The following is a 14073-nucleotide window of genomic DNA, read 5'->3' on the forward strand; positions in this document are numbered from 1 at the left end:
GATCGATGCGCGTGTTGGGGAGCTCAATTCACCCGTCAGTCCGGCCCGTCAAGCCTTGCAATCCCGCCTGCAGCGCATCGTCGTCGCCCTGCTCAACACCGAACAGCACGTCCAGCAGCGGAAATGTGCAGCGATAGAAGGCCATGCGCTCGCGCATCGGCTGGGATATCGGCATGTGCCGTTCGACCAGGGTGACGAAGTCGTCGCCGAAACCCGCGGCCAGGCTTGCGAAATCATAGGCTGGATCGCCGATGCCACAGCCTGCGAAATCGATCACACCCGAGAGCCGGCCATCATGGACCAGGATGTTGCCGGCGCCGAAATCGCCATGGATGATCGCCCGGGCAGCCATACCGGAACCGGACAGGAAGGCACTGAACCGTTGCCTGAGGCCCGCGACGACATCCGCCGGCAGCAACGGGAAGGCATGGTCTTCGCATTGTCGCAGCAATTCATGCCATTCGGCCAGCGGATCGACGGCTTCAACGCCGGGCAGGAGCGAGACCGGCAGCGCATGCAATGCCGCCAGGAAAGCGGCCAGATCCCGCGCAAAAGATCTCTGCTCTTCGCCGGGCAGCATGCCTGGATCGGTTATCGGTTCGCCCGCGAGTTTGCGATGCATGGAGACGACATGAGCGCCGACGTCACGCAGTTCCAGGACAGGCACAAGCGGCGGCAAATGCGGGCGCAACGCGGCCAGCACATCGGCCTCTCGCGCCAGTTCGCGAACGCCGGATGGATAAAATGGCAGCCGCACGATCGTCTCGCCGAAATCGAGCACGAGGTTGTTCTGGCCCGTCGAAACGACTTTCGGCGAGGGCGGCAGCTTCAGCGCCGCCGCGATCTCGGTGGGCGTCGGCCTGTCCGCGATCGGGTTCGAAGGGATATCGCGCACCTCGCTCACAGCGATTTCGTCAGCCAGAGGATGAGGTCGTCATCGACGCGCACGGGCTGATCAGCAGCCACCGGCTTTTCGCCATAGGTGATGCCGCGCCCGTCCGGAAGATAACCCAGCCTGACATAGAGACGCTGGGCCGCGCCGTAGTCGGCATAGAGACCGACCCCCAAGCCGATCACCGGCTTGCCTGCTGAGGCGGCGAGCTGTTCGAAGCGGCCGATCATCTCCGTGGCGATACCGCCGCGCCGCGCGGCCTGCGCAACGACCAGATTGTTGATTTCAGGAATGCCGGCTTCGCTGAAAGGCAGATAGTCCGAATGCCACAGCAGCGTGCCGTAGCCGACAACATGCCGGCCCTGGAACGCCAGCAGCGCGACGCGGCGATCTCGAGCCGCTTCGGCAAGATAGCCCTGCCAGAGCACGGGATCGGCATTCCAGGCTGGTCCGCCGTCCGTCGCGGCGATCAAATCCAGATCGCCGGCCTCAAGAGCCCTGATGGTGAGGTCGTCCGTCATCGCCGTCAGTCCTCATTGCCGCAGTTCCGCACAAATGGCCCCGCCACCTGTCGGAAGCAACTCCACGGCATGGTCCAGACGGCAACGACAAACCGGCCAGGCAAGGCCCGGCCGGTCCGATTCGTCCACGTCAGGCGCTCCCACGCAGAAGCCGCCTAGCCTCCAACGATTTCGCTGAACTGCACGATCGGCGTGATATCCGTATAGTTGGCGACGTCCGCGGCGACTTCCGCCCGGTGTGGGGCGAACGTCTGCTGGAATATCTCCAGGCTCGGCGAGTAGACGTGGCATGCCGCGACGAACTCCGGCGCGCTTCCAGCCTCGCGACCCACAATGCCCTTCTCGATCTCGTAGCGCAGGCAGGCATCGCCGAGCCGTTGCTTTATGAGCGGCATGTGGGTGGTGCGGTAATAGTCGTGATCGAACCTCGAGCCGCCATCGGCCGGATAGTAGACGCTCATCTTGATCATGCTGGGCTCCTGCAGGGATGCCCCTCGGGGTCGGAGGGGCCTTTTTAAAGCCCGGACAATTTCTCAATGCCGGACAGGATGCGATATGCCGCCTTGATTCGGGCCGGGATCGGATAGCTCCTGTTGGCTAGAATGACGATGCCAACCTTCCTGGCCGGGATGAACGCGGCATAGCTGGCAAAGCCGTTGGTTGAGCCGGTCTTGTTGAGCCAGACGTCGCCGCCAGCCGGAACCGGGGGCTGAAGTTTCTCGGCCTTTTGCGGCTTGAACGCCATGTCGGCCGAGTTGCCGGCCAGCAGCGTGTCGAGGGCGGTTGGATAGGGATAGCTCTCCCAGCCCAGCCCCTGAGCCATCTCGCCGACCTTGTAGTAGCCGACATGGGTGGCGGTGATGGCACGACGCAGCTTCTCGTCCGACACCTTGCCATCGATATTGGCTTCGACGAAACGGATCAGGTCAGGAGCGGTGGTCTTGATGCCATAGGCTTCCGAATCCAGAACGCCGGGCGAGACGCGGATCGGCTTGCCGGCTTTGCTGTAGCCGTAGGCATAGTCACCCATGCGTTCCTTCGGCACGTGGATGAAGGTGTTGGACAAGCCAAGCTTGGGCAGGATTGTCTCCTGCATCAGCGCATCGAACGACTTGCCCATGCTTTCCGCCGCCAGATAGCCGAACAGGCCGATGCTGGGATTGGAATAACGCCGGTGTGTTCCCGCGGCGAACTCCGGTTTCCAGGCCGGAAATAGGCGATCATGCCATCCTGATTGGTCACGTCGTCGGGAACCTGCAGCGGCAGGCCGCCGGCGGTGTAGGTGCCGAGGTCGAGGACATCGACCTTGTCGAGGGCGCTGCCGGAAAGCGCCGGAAGATAGGCGCTTGCCTTTTCGGACAGGGAAAACGTACCGCTTTCGACGGCATAGGCGGCCAGCGTCGCGGCGAAGGTCTTCGACACCGAGCCGACTTCGAAGATGGTCTTTTCGGTGACTTTCTGGCCGCTTTCCCTGGAAGCGACGCCGTAGCCGAAGAAAAACTGCTGGCCGTTGACGGTGATGGCCACGGCCATGCCGGGCAGGTCGTTTTCCTTCATCAGTGGCCGTACGGTCTTGCTCACCAGCTGCTCGAGCCGGCGCTCGGCGTCCTTGTTGTCGGCGGCATGGGCATTGGCACCGAGTTGCAGAAGCGCGGCGGCAACGGTTCCGATTGCAAGAATTCTGGTCATGGTTCCTGGATCTTTCGATAGGTCGGTCATGTCAAACCTGCGAAGCGATGTGGCCGATCTCGGCGATGACGGCGTCGCGATCCCTGGAGGATATCCTGGGAATTTCGCAAAAGGCGGTCACGATCAGCGGGGCACGATCCGGCGGCCAGATCACAGCGATATCATTGTTGTTGCCGTACTCGTCACCATTGGTACCGGTCTTGTCCCCGACAAGCCAATCCCCGGGCAGGCCGGCGCGCAACCGTGTGTTGCCGGTCTTGTTGGTGATCAGCCAGGCCGCCAGTTGAGAACGCGAGGCAGCCGACAGGACATCGGTGAACAGCAGCTTGCGCAGGGTTTCCGCCATCGCTGCCGCCGTGGTGGTGTCACGCTGGTCGTCGGGACCGTCATGGATGTTCAGCGTGGGCTCGGTCCTGTCGAGACGCGTGATGTCGTCACCGAGACGGCGGCAGAAAGCCGTGACAGCCGCCGGTCCGCCAAAGCGTGCAAGCAACAGATTTGCTGCCGTATTGTCGCTGCGGGTGACGATCGCATCGCACAGTTCGGCGACGGTCAGACCAGGGCCGTCGACATGCGCCTCGGTGACCGGCGAATTCATCGTGACGAGGTCTTTCCTGGTGAACTTGATGCGTTCATCCAGCTTGCCCTCGCCTTTGTCGACATGCGCGAGAACCAAGGCAGCCAGCAGGGCCTTGAACGTGCTGCACATCAGGATGCGTTCATCGGCCCGGTGCTGGATACGCCTGCCGCTGCCAAGATCGAGGATGGTCACGCAGAAGCGGCCGGGGTGTCTGCGTTCCAGTTCGGCGAGCTTGTTTTCAGCTTCTCCGCCGCGCTCGGCGCGTGCGATCGAACTGAATGCCGCCAGGGTCGGGATGGCAAGAAGGCTGCCGGCAAGGGCCTGCCGGCGCGAAAAGGACATCGTCATTCGCGTGTTCCATATCAGCATTGATTGAGGGAGAGGAACGAACGCCCTGGTCCGGGACCGTGGCCAGAGCGTTTCCGTTGTCAACGGAAACGCGGAAACGCTCCAACTTTCTTGTTCTCCGCAATTCCGGACGGAAAACCGCTACGCACTTTTCCTGGAATTGCTCTGGCTCCCATTCGCGACTCTCGACAGCGACTATGGCGATGCCTCTTGCCCCAGGCAAACGATCAATTCTAAGCTCAGACATGAGAGAAACTTGGTCATAGCCGATGGAAGTGTCGCAACTGCCGCTCAATGCCCTGCGTGCCTTCGAGGCTTCGGCGCGCCATTGCAGCTTCACCCGGGCCGGTCTCGAATTGCGCGTCACGCAGACGGCGATCAGCCATCAGATCAAGGCGCTGGAGGATGCGCTGGGGGTGACGCTGTTCAAGCGGCTGCCGCGCGGGCTGACGATGACCGACGAGGGCCACGCACTGCTGCCGGTACTCACCGATGCCTTCCGCCGCATGAGCGCCACCCTGAGCCAGTTCGAGGAAGGCAACTACCGCGAGATCCTGACCGTCGGCGTGGTCGGTACCTTCGCGATCGGCTGGCTGCTGCCAAGGCTGAATGGGTTCAAGGAACAGCATCCGCATCTCGACCTGCGCCTCAAGACCAACAACAACCGCTCGGACATCCTGCTCGACGGGCTCGATTTCTTCGTCCGTTTCGGCGACGGCGCCTGGCATGGCACGGAAGCCTTTCACCTCATGGACGCCCCGCTCTCGCCAGTCTGCGCTCCGGCGCTGCAGGCCGATCTCGGCACTCCAGCCAATCTGGCCAATGCCGAGCTGCTGCGATCCTATCGGATGGACGAATGGAAGCTGTGGTTCAAGGCTGCCGGCATGGGAGCGCCAAGCCTGCGCGGCTGGATGTTCGATTCCTCGCTGACACTCGTGGAGGCAGCCGCACGTGGCGTCGGCGTCGCACTCGTTCCGGTGGCGATGTTCAGCCACGACATCGCAACCGGACGCATCGTGCAGCCCTTCGATATTGCCGTGCACACCGGCAGCTACTGGCTGACGCGGCTGAAATCGCGCGAGGAAACACCGGCCATGACCGCGTTCCGCGAGTGGCTGGTCGACACAACGGACAGCGACCGGGCCCGATAGACCCCGATCTCAGGACCCCGCCCGCATCGGCTCGCCCGGACGATAATTCATCGCGATCTTGTTGCCGGCGGTCTGACCGCCGTCGATCGGCAGCAGTGCGCCGGTGATGAAGCTGGCCTCGTCCGAGCAGAGCCACAGCACCGCGCTGGCGACTTCCTCGACGCGCCCGATGCGGCGCATTGGCGTGGCGAGCCCGGCCTGCCGCTGCGCCTCCGGCCCCGCCGCCTCGAGGTGATGCGTCAGAATCGGGCCAGGGGCAACGACGTTGATGCGGATACCGCGGTCGGCATAGTCGAGAGCGGCAGCCTTGGTGAGGCCGATGATGCCGGCCTTGCCGGCGACATAACCTGCCAGGCCCGAGGTACCATTGACGCCCGCGACGGAAGCCATGTTGACGATGGCGCCGCCACTGCCCTTCAGCATGGCGGCGATCTCGTGGCGCATGCTGATGAAGGTGCCGTCGATGTTGGTGCGGATGCCGCGCCCGAACCCATCGAGGTCGAGATCGGCGAGCGGCGCCGGCCGCGGGCCATCGGTGGCGTTGTTGAAGGCCGCATTCAGCCCGCCGAATTCGGCAACGGTCTGCTCGACCGCCCGCGCCATCTGCTCGTCATCGCCGACGTCGGCCTGGATGGCGATGGCCTTGCCGCCATTTTCCCGGATCTGTCGAGCCCTCGCCTCGACCAGATCGCCCGAGCGCGCAATCAACGCAACCGCCGCACCGGAGGCGGCGAAGGCCTCCGCGGTCGCCGCGCCGATGCCCTTGCTGGCCCCGGCCACCAGCGCAACCTTGCCCGCAAACGGCGCGGCACTTTTCAACTCAGTCATATCAGCCCTCGAGTTTGACCTTTCGATTTATTTAAAGTAGTACCAATATGGTGAGAGTCAAATTTTTAGAAACGACGTGATGACAGGTCCTGACAGCGCGTCCGCAGCCTGGCGACTGATGTTCGACTTCTTCATGCGCTCCGCGCCGGAACGCTCGGAAAGCCTGCGCCAGCGCGGTCTGACACCCAATGACGCGAGGGCGCTTTCCGGCCTGGACGGCTCGCAGGGCAGGCCGATCGGCGAACTGGCGCGACAATGGAAGAGCGACCCTTCCAACACGACATGGGTTGTCGACCGGCTGGAAAAGGCCGGACTGGTCGAACGCAGGGCCGCACCGGAAGACCGCCGCGTGAAGCTGGTGGCGCTCACGACCAAAGGGCGCCGGACGCGCGACGATCTGCTGGCTGAATTCCGCAGGCCGCCCCGTGAAATCACCGCGCTCGACGCCGATGATCTCGCCGCGCTGGAACGGATCTTCAAGAAGATCTCAGCCGCGACACCTGCGACCGACGATGACCGCTAAACGCCGACCGGTAAACGCTCAGTCGTCGTTGGCGGCGTTGAGTTCATCGCGCCTCAGCCCTTCATCTTCCTGGCGTGGCCACGGCAGGAATTTCCTGTCAAAGGCATCGCCGCCGAAATAATCGAGCGCGCGATGCGCCTCGGCACCGTTGAAGGCAGCCTTGTCGATCAGATGCGCGATCACGTCACGCGCCTGGGCAAGCTTTTCCTTCAGCTCGGTGACGGTGTTCTCGGCCATGGCGATGCTGCTCCATTTGCCGACAAGGTAGCTGCTTTCGCCATTTCGGCAAACCGTCGCTTTTCCTCGACTTTGCCGGCTTTTCGTGGCACTTGCCGCCCTATGGCACGCGAGATGGACACACGCGATATCAAGATATGCGGTCTCAGGACCGACGAGGCACTGGCTGCCGCGCTCGACAACGGCGCCAGCCATGTCGGCTTCATCTTCTTCGGCAAGAGCCCGCGCAACATCGCGCCTGCTGAAGCCGGGCGCCTGCGCCAGGCAGCGCGTGGTAAAGCCAAGGCGGTTGCTGTCACCGTCGATGCCGACGACGCCTCCCTGGACGGGATCGTGGCGGCAATGGCGCCCGATATGCTGCAGCTGCATGGATCCGAAAGCCCCGAACGCATTGCTGAAGTGAAGGCCCGCTACGGCCTGCCGGTGATGAAGGCGCTTTCGCTGCGCGAAGCCGGCGATCTCGCGGCGATCGCGCCCTATCGCGGCGTCGCCGACCGTTTCCTGTTCGATGCCAAGCCGCCAAAGGGTTCGGAACTGCCCGGCGGCAACGGTGTCTCCTTCGACTGGCGCATCCTGACCAGCCTTGACGCCGATCTCGATTACATGCTTTCGGGAGGGCTCAACGCGGACAATGTCGGCGAGGCGCTGGCGATCGCCAATCCGCCCGGCCTCGACATTTCATCCGGCGTTGAAAGCGCACCGGGGGTCAAGGATGTCCGGTTGATCGCAGAGTTTTTTCAGGCAGTGCGGGCAGCGCGCAAGATCCGCGCCGCCTGAGCATCGGACAGCATTCTAGGAGAGCGGCTATGAACAAGCCGGCATTGCCCAATTCCTTCCGTACGGGCCCTGACGAACAGGGAATGTTCGGCATCTACGGCGGGCGTTTTGTCGCCGAGACGCTGATGCCGCTGATCCTCGACCTGGAGCGGGAATGGGAGAAGGCCAAGAACGATCCCGCGTTCAAGGCCGAGCTCTCGGCGCTGTCGACCTTCTATGCCGGCCGCCCGTCCAAGCTCTATTTCGCCGAAGGCCTGACCCGCCATCTTCGTGACATTTCCTCGGCAAAGGGCCTCGGGGGTGGTGCGAAAATCTACTTCAAGCGCGAGGACCTCAACCACACCGGCTCGCACAAGATCAACAACTGCCTCGGCCAGATCCTGCTGGCCAAGCGCATGGGCAAGAAGCGCATCATCGCCGAAACCGGCGCCGGCCAGCATGGCGTCGCCTCCGCAACCGTCTCGGCCCGCTTCGGCTATCCTTGCGTGGTCTACATGGGCGCCACCGACGTCGCCCGCCAAAGCCCGAACGTCTTCCGCATGAAGCTGCTCGGCGCCGAAGTGCGGCCGGTCACCGCCGGCCACGGCACGCTGAAGGATGCCATGAACGAGGCGCTGCGGGACTGGGTCACCAATGTCGAGGACACCTACTACCTGATCGGCACCGCCGCCGGCCCGCACCCCTATCCGGAACTGGTGCGCGACTTCCAGTCGGTCATCGGCACGGAAGCGCGCCAGCAGATGCTGGAGCAGGAAGGCCGCCTGCCCGACACCATCATCGCCGCCGTCGGCGGCGGCTCCAATGCGATCGGCCTGTTCCATCCCTTCCTCGACGACAAGGATGTCGAGATCATCGGCATCGAGGCGGGCGGACGCGGGCTGGACGGCGTCGAGCACTGCGCCTCGATGAATGCCGGCAGGCCGGGCGTGCTGCATGGCAACCGCACCTACCTTTTGCAGGACGATGACGGGCAGATCCTGGAGGGCCATTCGATCTCGGCCGGCCTCGACTATCCCGGCGTCGGTCCCGAGCACAGCTTCCTGCGCGACACGGGCCGTGTCGACTACCAGCCGATCCTCGACGACGAGGCGCTGGAAGCGTTCCAGCTGTGCACCCGCACCGAAGGCATCATCCCGGCGCTGGAATCGGCGCATGCGATCGCCCATGCCGTCAAGATCGCCCCCACCATGGCCAGGGACAAGATCATCATCGTCAACCTGTCAGGCCGCGGCGACAAGGATGTCCACACCGTCGCAAAGATGATGGACATGGAGATATGAGCACTTTCGAGATCTATCACTCCAGGCACAATCCCCACCACTATGTGGCGGTGGAGGCCGGTGACCAGCGCGAGAACGCCAAGGGCGTGCGCGACAGCCAGAACCTGAAGTTCCTCACCAATGTCGCCGATGACGGCGAGCCGCGCATCGCCTTCGATCCGAACCAGGCGCGCAGCCGCATCGCTCGCGACGGCTTCTATGCCTTCGCCGTGACCATCGAAATCCGCGAACATCCTGAATGAGACGGATGCCTGCGTTCCTCGACCTTGCAGTGCCCGGCTCCGCAGCCGCCGGCGCAACAACTCCGGTTCATTCGACCCAGATCCATTCGACTATGAAGGGCATGGCATGACCACCCGCATCGACCGCCGCATGGCGAAGCTGAAGCAAGAGGGCCGTCCGGCGCTCGTCACCTATTTCATGGGCGGCGATCCAGACTACCAGACCTCGCTGTCGATCATGAAGGCACTGCCGAAAGCCGGCAGCGACATCATCGAGCTCGGCATGCCGTTCTCCGACCCGATGGCCGACGGCCCGGCGATCCAGGCCGCCGGCCTGCGCGCGCTGAAGGGCGGCCAGACGCTGAAGAAGACGCTTGCCATGGCGGCCGACTTCCGCACGGGCGACGACGAGACGCCGATCGTGCTGATGGGCTACTACAACCCGATCTATGTCTATGGCGTCGACCGCTTCCTGACCGAGGCCAGGACCAGTGGCATAGACGGGCTGATCATCGTCGACCTGCCGCCGGAGATGGACGAGGAACTGTGCATCCCGGCGCTGAAGGCCGGCATCAACTTCATCCGCCTGGCCACGCCGACGACCGACGACAGGCGCCTGCCCAAGGTGCTCGAGAACACGTCCGGTTTCGTCTACTACGTGTCGATGACCGGCATCACCGGTTCGGCACTGGCTGACACAACCAAGGTGGCGACCGCAGTACAGCGCATCAAACAGCATACCGAACTGCCGGTCTGTGTCGGCTTCGGCGTCAAGACCGCCGAGCAGGCGCGCACCATCGGTGCCTCCGCCGACGGCGTGGTGGTGGGCACGGCGATTGTCAATGCGGTGGCCAATGTGCTCGGCCCGAAAGGCGAGAAGACCGCCGATCCGGCCGAGGCAGTGGCCACGCTGGTCAGCGGGCTTGCACAAGGCGTGCGGTCGGCCCGCCTTGCTGCTGCCGAATAGTTTTCCTACCTCTTTCCAGATAAGCCCTACGAAACAAGGGCAGGAGCCGAAGCGATGAACTGGATCACCAACTTCGTTCGCCCGAAGATCAATTCGATGCTGGGTCGCCGGGAAGTGCCGGAGAACCTCTGGGTGAAAGACCCGGAAACCGGCGAGATGATCTTCCACAAGGATCTGGAGGGGAACCAGTTCGTCATCCCCTCGTCCGGCCACCACATGAAGATCTCGGCCAAGGAACGGCTGAAGTTCTTCTTCGACGACGGCAAGTACGAGGTCATCGACAACCCCAAGGTCGCTGTCGATCCGCTGAAATTCCGCGACGAGAAGCGCTACACCGACCGCCTCAAGGAAGCGAAGACCAAGACCGGGCTTGAAGACGCCATCCTCAACGCCACCGGCACGATCGAGGGTCTGCCCGTCGTGGTCACGGTGCAGGACTTCGCCTTCATGGGCGGGTCGCTCGGCATGGCCGCCGGCGAAGCCATCATCCGTGCCTTCGAGGTCGCGCTGCAGCGCAAGCGCCCGCTGATCCTGTTTGCCGCATCCGGTGGCGCACGCATGCAGGAGGGTATCCTCTCGCTGATGCAACTGCCGCGCACGACGGTTGCCGTCGACCGCCTGAAGGAAGCCGGCCTGCCTTATTTCGTCGTGCTCACCAACCCGACCACCGGTGGCGTCACCGCCTCCTACGCCATGCTGGGCGACGTGCACATCGCCGAGCCAGGCGCACTGATCGGCTTCGCCGGCCCGCGCGTCATCGAACAGACGATCCGCGAGAAGCTGCCCGAAGGCTTCCAGCGCTCCGAATATCTGATGCAGCATGGCATGGTCGACATGGTCGTCTCACGCCTGGAGATGAAGAAGACCGTGGCCGGCCTGCTCAAGCTGCTGCTCAAGCAGCCGGCGGAAAAGAAGGCCGCAGAGCCGGAAATCCTGCCACCGGTCGTGGCCAAGCCGGAAGCACGGCCGCAGGCATAAAACCTATCCAAGTGCAGCGCGGAGGCACCGCATGACCACACTCTCCGCCGAGCGTCAGATCGAACATCTGATGACGCTGCATCCGAAAGGCTTCGACCTTTCGCTGGACCGCGTCAGCCGACTGCTGGAGCGGCTGGGCAATCCGCAGGACAAGCTGCCGCCGGTGATCCACATCGCCGGCACCAACGGCAAGGGTTCCTGCGCGGCCTTCTCACGCGCGCTGCTCGAAGCTGCCGGCTATCGCGTGCATGTGCACACCTCGCCGCATCTGGTGAACTGGCACGAACGCTACCGGCTCGGTGCCGAAGGCGGCGGCAGGCTGGTCGAGGACAAGGTCTTCGCCGATGCCATTGCCCGCGTCGCGGAAGCCAATGCAGGCGAGACCATCACCGTCTTCGAGATCCTGACCGCCGTCGGCTTCCTGCTGTTTGCCGAGCATCCTGCGGATGCCGCGATCATGGAAGTCGGCCTCGGCGGGCGGTTCGACGCCACCAACGTCATCAAGCGGCCGGCGGTCTCGGTGATCATGCCGGTGTCGCTCGACCATGAGGCTTATCTCGGCGACCGCGTCGAGCTGATCGCGGCGGAAAAGGCCGGCATCATCAAGCGCGGCTGCCCGGTGGTGGTCGGCGCACAGGAATTCGAGGCGGCACAGCTGGTGCTGATCGAGACGGCCGAGCGGCTGCGTGCGCCGCTCTCGGTCTATGGCCAGGATTTCCTCGCCTTCGGCGAAAACGGCCGCATGGTCTATCAGGACGGCGACGGGCTGATGGACCTTTCGCCGCCGCGCCTGCCCGGCCGCCACCAGTTCGCCAACGCCGCGGCAGCCATCGCAGCCATCAAGGCGGCTGGTTTCGAGATCGGCGAACGCGACGCCGACCAGGCGATGACCAGTGTGTCCTGGCCAGGCCGCATGCAGCGGCTGACGCAGGGACGGCTGGTCGATCTGGCACCGCGCGGTGCCGAGATCTGGCTGGACGGCGGTCACAATCCCGGAGCCGGCACGGTGATTGCCGAGGCGCTCGCAGAACAGGAAGAAAAGACGCCGCGGCCGCTTTTCCTGATCTCGGGCATGATCAACACCAAGGACCAGACCGGCTATTTCCGCGCCTTCAAGGGTCTGGCCAGGCATGTCTACACGGTGCCGGTGTCGATGAGCGATTCCGGCGTTCCCAACGACGAACTGGCGGCACGTGCCGCGGAAGCTGAGCTGTCGGCCGAGCCGGTCAGTTCAGTCGCCAATGCGCTGATGCTGTTGCGCGATACCTGGGACGAGAGTGAAGTCCCGCCGCGTATCCTGATCGGCGGGTCGCTCTATCTCGCCGGTGCCGTGCTGGCCGAAAACGGCACCCCGCCGAGCTGAAGCCGCTAAGCCACAAGATGCAGGGCGGCCGGCAACGCCAGCGACAGGCCTGACAGGAAGAGCAGGACGAAGACGATCCTTCGCATCGCCTGCTGCGACAACGACGGTGGCCAGCGGCGCGCCGCATAAGTCATCAGCATCACCGTCGGTATGGCCAGGACGAGCGCGACAGGCGACATGGACGGCATGTTGCCGCTTGCCACCACCACGACGAGCCGGACCGCCTGAGCGACGCCGAAAGCGGTGACCAGCGTTTCGCGGATGCGTGCATGCGACAAGGGCTGACGGAAGAGATGATAGACGAGCGGAGGGCCGCCGGTCGCAAACAGCCCGCTCATCAGGCCCGAGATCACGCCGAAGCCGACAAAGCTCGCGTCGGATGACCGTTTTTCCAGTCCGGCCGGCCTGACGGCGAGTTGCAGACTGGACAGCATGATGACCAGTCCCAGTCCGATCTTGAGAAGGTCCGCACGCGTGTCCGCCAGCCACTCCAGCAGCGCGTAACCCACGAACAGCGAAGGCAGGCTCGCAACAGGATCAGCCGCAGCTCCCGAGGCGCCACCTCGCGCCAGCCACCCTGGACCAGCATCTGGGTGGCATTGACCAGGGTCAGCATGCCAACCATGGCAGCGGCATCCGGCAGCGGCAGCAGGCCGACAAGCGCGACGGCGCCCATCATGACCAGGCCGAAGGCAAAGCCCGTCAGCGTCTGGACGTAGGCGGCGACGGCAGCAAAGCCGACAAAGACAACGAGAGGCCCTAAACCCATGACATCCCGGCTGGCGCACGCAAGCTGGCTGCTGAGGTCACGACGCGTCTATTTCAGCTCGATTTCGATGAAGGCGTACTCGCCGTCATTGGCGTTGATGACATCGTGCTCGACGCCTTCGCCACGGAAATAAGGCACGCCCTTCTTCATCTCGGCGAGACTCTCGCCGTCCTTGGTCAGCAGCTTCACCTTGCCATCCATCAACGGCACGACGACATAGTCGTGGCCATGGCGATGCCAACCCGTATTGGCGCCCGGCGCGAAGCGATACTCGGTGACGATGACACGATCGTTGTCGATGAAGACGGTGGCTTTTGCGGTTCCGGTCATGTGCTTCTCCTCCCCGAGCAATTCCAGGAAAAGTGTCTGACGGTTTTCCGTCCGGAATTGCGTAAAACAAAGCGCTGGAGCGTTTCCGCGTTTCCATGGAAGACGGAAACGCTCCAGCGGAAAAAGCAAAAGGCATCAGGCGTGACAATGCGAGGGCCAGTACCAAGGTTCGGTGGGGGCAAACAAAAAGCCCGGCACGAGGCCGGGCTTTCTGGATCGATATCGTGATGGGATCAGGCGACGGCGCCGTTGATCCAATGCGACAGCGCGGTCTTGGGCGCGGCGCCAACCTTGATGTCGGCCACTTCGCCGCCCTTGAAGATCATCAGGGTCGGGATCGAACGAACGCCGAACTGCGCGGCGAGTTCCGGGTTCTCATCGATGTTGAGCTTGGCGACCTTGACCTTGGCGCCCAGTTCGCTCGCGATGTCTTCCAGCGCCGGGGCGATCATCTTGCAGGGACCGCACCACTCGGCCCAGAAATCGACGACGACCGGCACATTGGCCTCGAGCACGTCAGCGCGGAAATTGTTGTTGTCGACCTTGACGGTGGCCATAGCCAAGTCCTTTCGGATGTTTCGTTGTGCTAGATGTGGTGCTGCAGGCAGCTCCATTCAAG

At 63.6% G+C, this 14073-nt stretch carries 17 protein-coding genes and 1 pseudogene; 8 read left to right on the plus strand and 10 right to left on the minus strand.

The annotated features are described in order from the left end of the window. Positions 1–28: 28 nt before the first annotated feature. The 5 genes and pseudogenes from ACFJIU_RS25225 to bla form a co-directional block, all read right to left on the minus strand. Positions 29–904: a phosphotransferase family protein gene (locus tag ACFJIU_RS25225; protein ID WP_379064588.1), complete on the minus strand. Its 876-nt coding sequence runs from the start codon at positions 902–904 to the stop codon at positions 29–31. Next, complete coding sequence (locus ACFJIU_RS25230; protein ID WP_379064590.1) at positions 901–1413, minus strand: GNAT family N-acetyltransferase; 513 nt, start codon at positions 1411–1413, stop codon at positions 901–903. The genes ACFJIU_RS25225 and ACFJIU_RS25230 overlap by 4 nt, the downstream gene beginning before the upstream one ends. Positions 1414–1568: 155 nt before the next feature. Further along, positions 1569–1883 (minus strand): EthD family reductase, encoded by a 315-nt coding sequence (locus ACFJIU_RS25235; RefSeq protein ID WP_379064592.1) that lies wholly within the window; start codon positions 1881–1883, stop codon positions 1569–1571. Between the two features lie 44 nt (positions 1884–1927). Beyond that, a pseudogene (gene ampC / locus ACFJIU_RS25240) lies at positions 1928–3102 on the minus strand (class C beta-lactamase). A gap of 31 nt (positions 3103–3133) precedes the next feature. Beyond that, positions 3134–4030, minus strand: coding sequence for a class A beta-lactamase (gene bla / locus ACFJIU_RS25245; protein ID WP_379064594.1), 897 nt, complete (start codon positions 4028–4030; stop codon positions 3134–3136). Between the two features lie 269 nt (positions 4031–4299). Here bla and ACFJIU_RS25250 point away from each other — a divergent pair, with 269 nt between their 5' ends. Then, positions 4300–5181, plus strand: a complete 882-nt coding sequence (locus ACFJIU_RS25250) for a LysR family transcriptional regulator (protein ID WP_379064596.1) — start codon at positions 4300–4302, stop codon at positions 5179–5181. A 9-nt stretch (positions 5182–5190) separates the two neighbouring features. On the opposite strand, the gene ACFJIU_RS25255 is transcribed toward ACFJIU_RS25250, so the two are convergent. Beyond that, positions 5191–6009, minus strand: coding sequence for an SDR family NAD(P)-dependent oxidoreductase (locus ACFJIU_RS25255; RefSeq protein WP_379064598.1), 819 nt, complete (start codon positions 6007–6009; stop codon positions 5191–5193). 79 nt (positions 6010–6088) lie between these two features. Here ACFJIU_RS25255 and ACFJIU_RS25260 point away from each other — a divergent pair, with 79 nt between their 5' ends. Then, the gene (locus tag ACFJIU_RS25260; RefSeq protein ID WP_379064600.1) at positions 6089–6532 is read left to right on the plus strand and encodes a MarR family winged helix-turn-helix transcriptional regulator; all 444 of its coding nucleotides are present in this window, start codon (positions 6089–6091) and stop codon (positions 6530–6532) included. A gap of 18 nt (positions 6533–6550) precedes the next feature. Here the strand turns inward: ACFJIU_RS25260 and ACFJIU_RS25265 are convergent, their stop codons facing one another. After that, on the minus strand, positions 6551–6769 hold the full coding sequence (locus ACFJIU_RS25265; protein ID WP_379064602.1) for a hypothetical protein: 219 nt from the start codon (positions 6767–6769) through the stop codon (positions 6551–6553). A gap of 114 nt (positions 6770–6883) precedes the next feature. Here ACFJIU_RS25265 and ACFJIU_RS25270 point away from each other — a divergent pair, with 114 nt between their 5' ends. The 6 genes from ACFJIU_RS25270 to ACFJIU_RS25295 all read left to right on the plus strand — a co-directional run bounded on the left by ACFJIU_RS25270 (position 6884) and on the right by ACFJIU_RS25295 (position 12355). Then, positions 6884–7546, plus strand: coding sequence for a phosphoribosylanthranilate isomerase (locus ACFJIU_RS25270; RefSeq protein ID WP_379064604.1), 663 nt, complete (start codon positions 6884–6886; stop codon positions 7544–7546). A 29-nt stretch (positions 7547–7575) separates the two neighbouring features. Next, a complete protein-coding gene (gene trpB, locus ACFJIU_RS25275) occupies positions 7576–8826 on the plus strand; it encodes a tryptophan synthase subunit beta (RefSeq protein ID WP_379064606.1) in 1251 nt (416 codons plus the stop codon). Beyond that, positions 8823–9068, plus strand: coding sequence for a hypothetical protein (locus ACFJIU_RS25280; protein ID WP_379064608.1), 246 nt, complete (start codon positions 8823–8825; stop codon positions 9066–9068). The genes trpB and ACFJIU_RS25280 overlap by 4 nt, the downstream gene beginning before the upstream one ends. Before the next feature lie 106 nt (positions 9069–9174). After that, on the plus strand, positions 9175–10014 hold the full coding sequence (trpA, locus tag ACFJIU_RS25285; protein ID WP_379064610.1) for a tryptophan synthase subunit alpha: 840 nt from the start codon (positions 9175–9177) through the stop codon (positions 10012–10014). Between the two features lie 54 nt (positions 10015–10068). Continuing rightward, positions 10069–10992, plus strand: a complete 924-nt coding sequence (accD, locus tag ACFJIU_RS25290) for an acetyl-CoA carboxylase, carboxyltransferase subunit beta (protein ID WP_379064612.1) — start codon at positions 10069–10071, stop codon at positions 10990–10992. A 31-nt stretch (positions 10993–11023) separates the two neighbouring features. Further along, complete coding sequence (locus tag ACFJIU_RS25295; protein ID WP_379064614.1) at positions 11024–12355, plus strand: bifunctional folylpolyglutamate synthase/dihydrofolate synthase; 1332 nt, start codon at positions 11024–11026, stop codon at positions 12353–12355. A 5-nt stretch (positions 12356–12360) separates the two neighbouring features. Here the strand turns inward: ACFJIU_RS25295 and ACFJIU_RS25300 are convergent, their stop codons facing one another. From ACFJIU_RS25300 to trxA, 3 genes are all read right to left on the minus strand, one after another. After that, entirely contained in the window at positions 12361–13143 is a 783-nt protein-coding gene (locus ACFJIU_RS25300; protein WP_379064616.1) for a TSUP family transporter, read from the minus strand. A 29-nt stretch (positions 13144–13172) separates the two neighbouring features. Further along, positions 13173–13454, minus strand: a complete 282-nt coding sequence (locus ACFJIU_RS25305) for a cupin domain-containing protein (RefSeq protein ID WP_379064618.1) — start codon at positions 13452–13454, stop codon at positions 13173–13175. 233 nt (positions 13455–13687) lie between these two features. Further along, positions 13688–14011, minus strand: a complete 324-nt coding sequence (trxA, locus tag ACFJIU_RS25310) for a thioredoxin (RefSeq protein ID WP_024924257.1) — start codon at positions 14009–14011, stop codon at positions 13688–13690. Positions 14012–14073 lie beyond the last annotated feature (62 nt).

This window comes from Mesorhizobium sp. UC74_2, from assembly GCF_042701485.1.
Classification (GTDB): Bacteria; Pseudomonadota; Alphaproteobacteria; order Rhizobiales; family Rhizobiaceae; genus Mesorhizobium.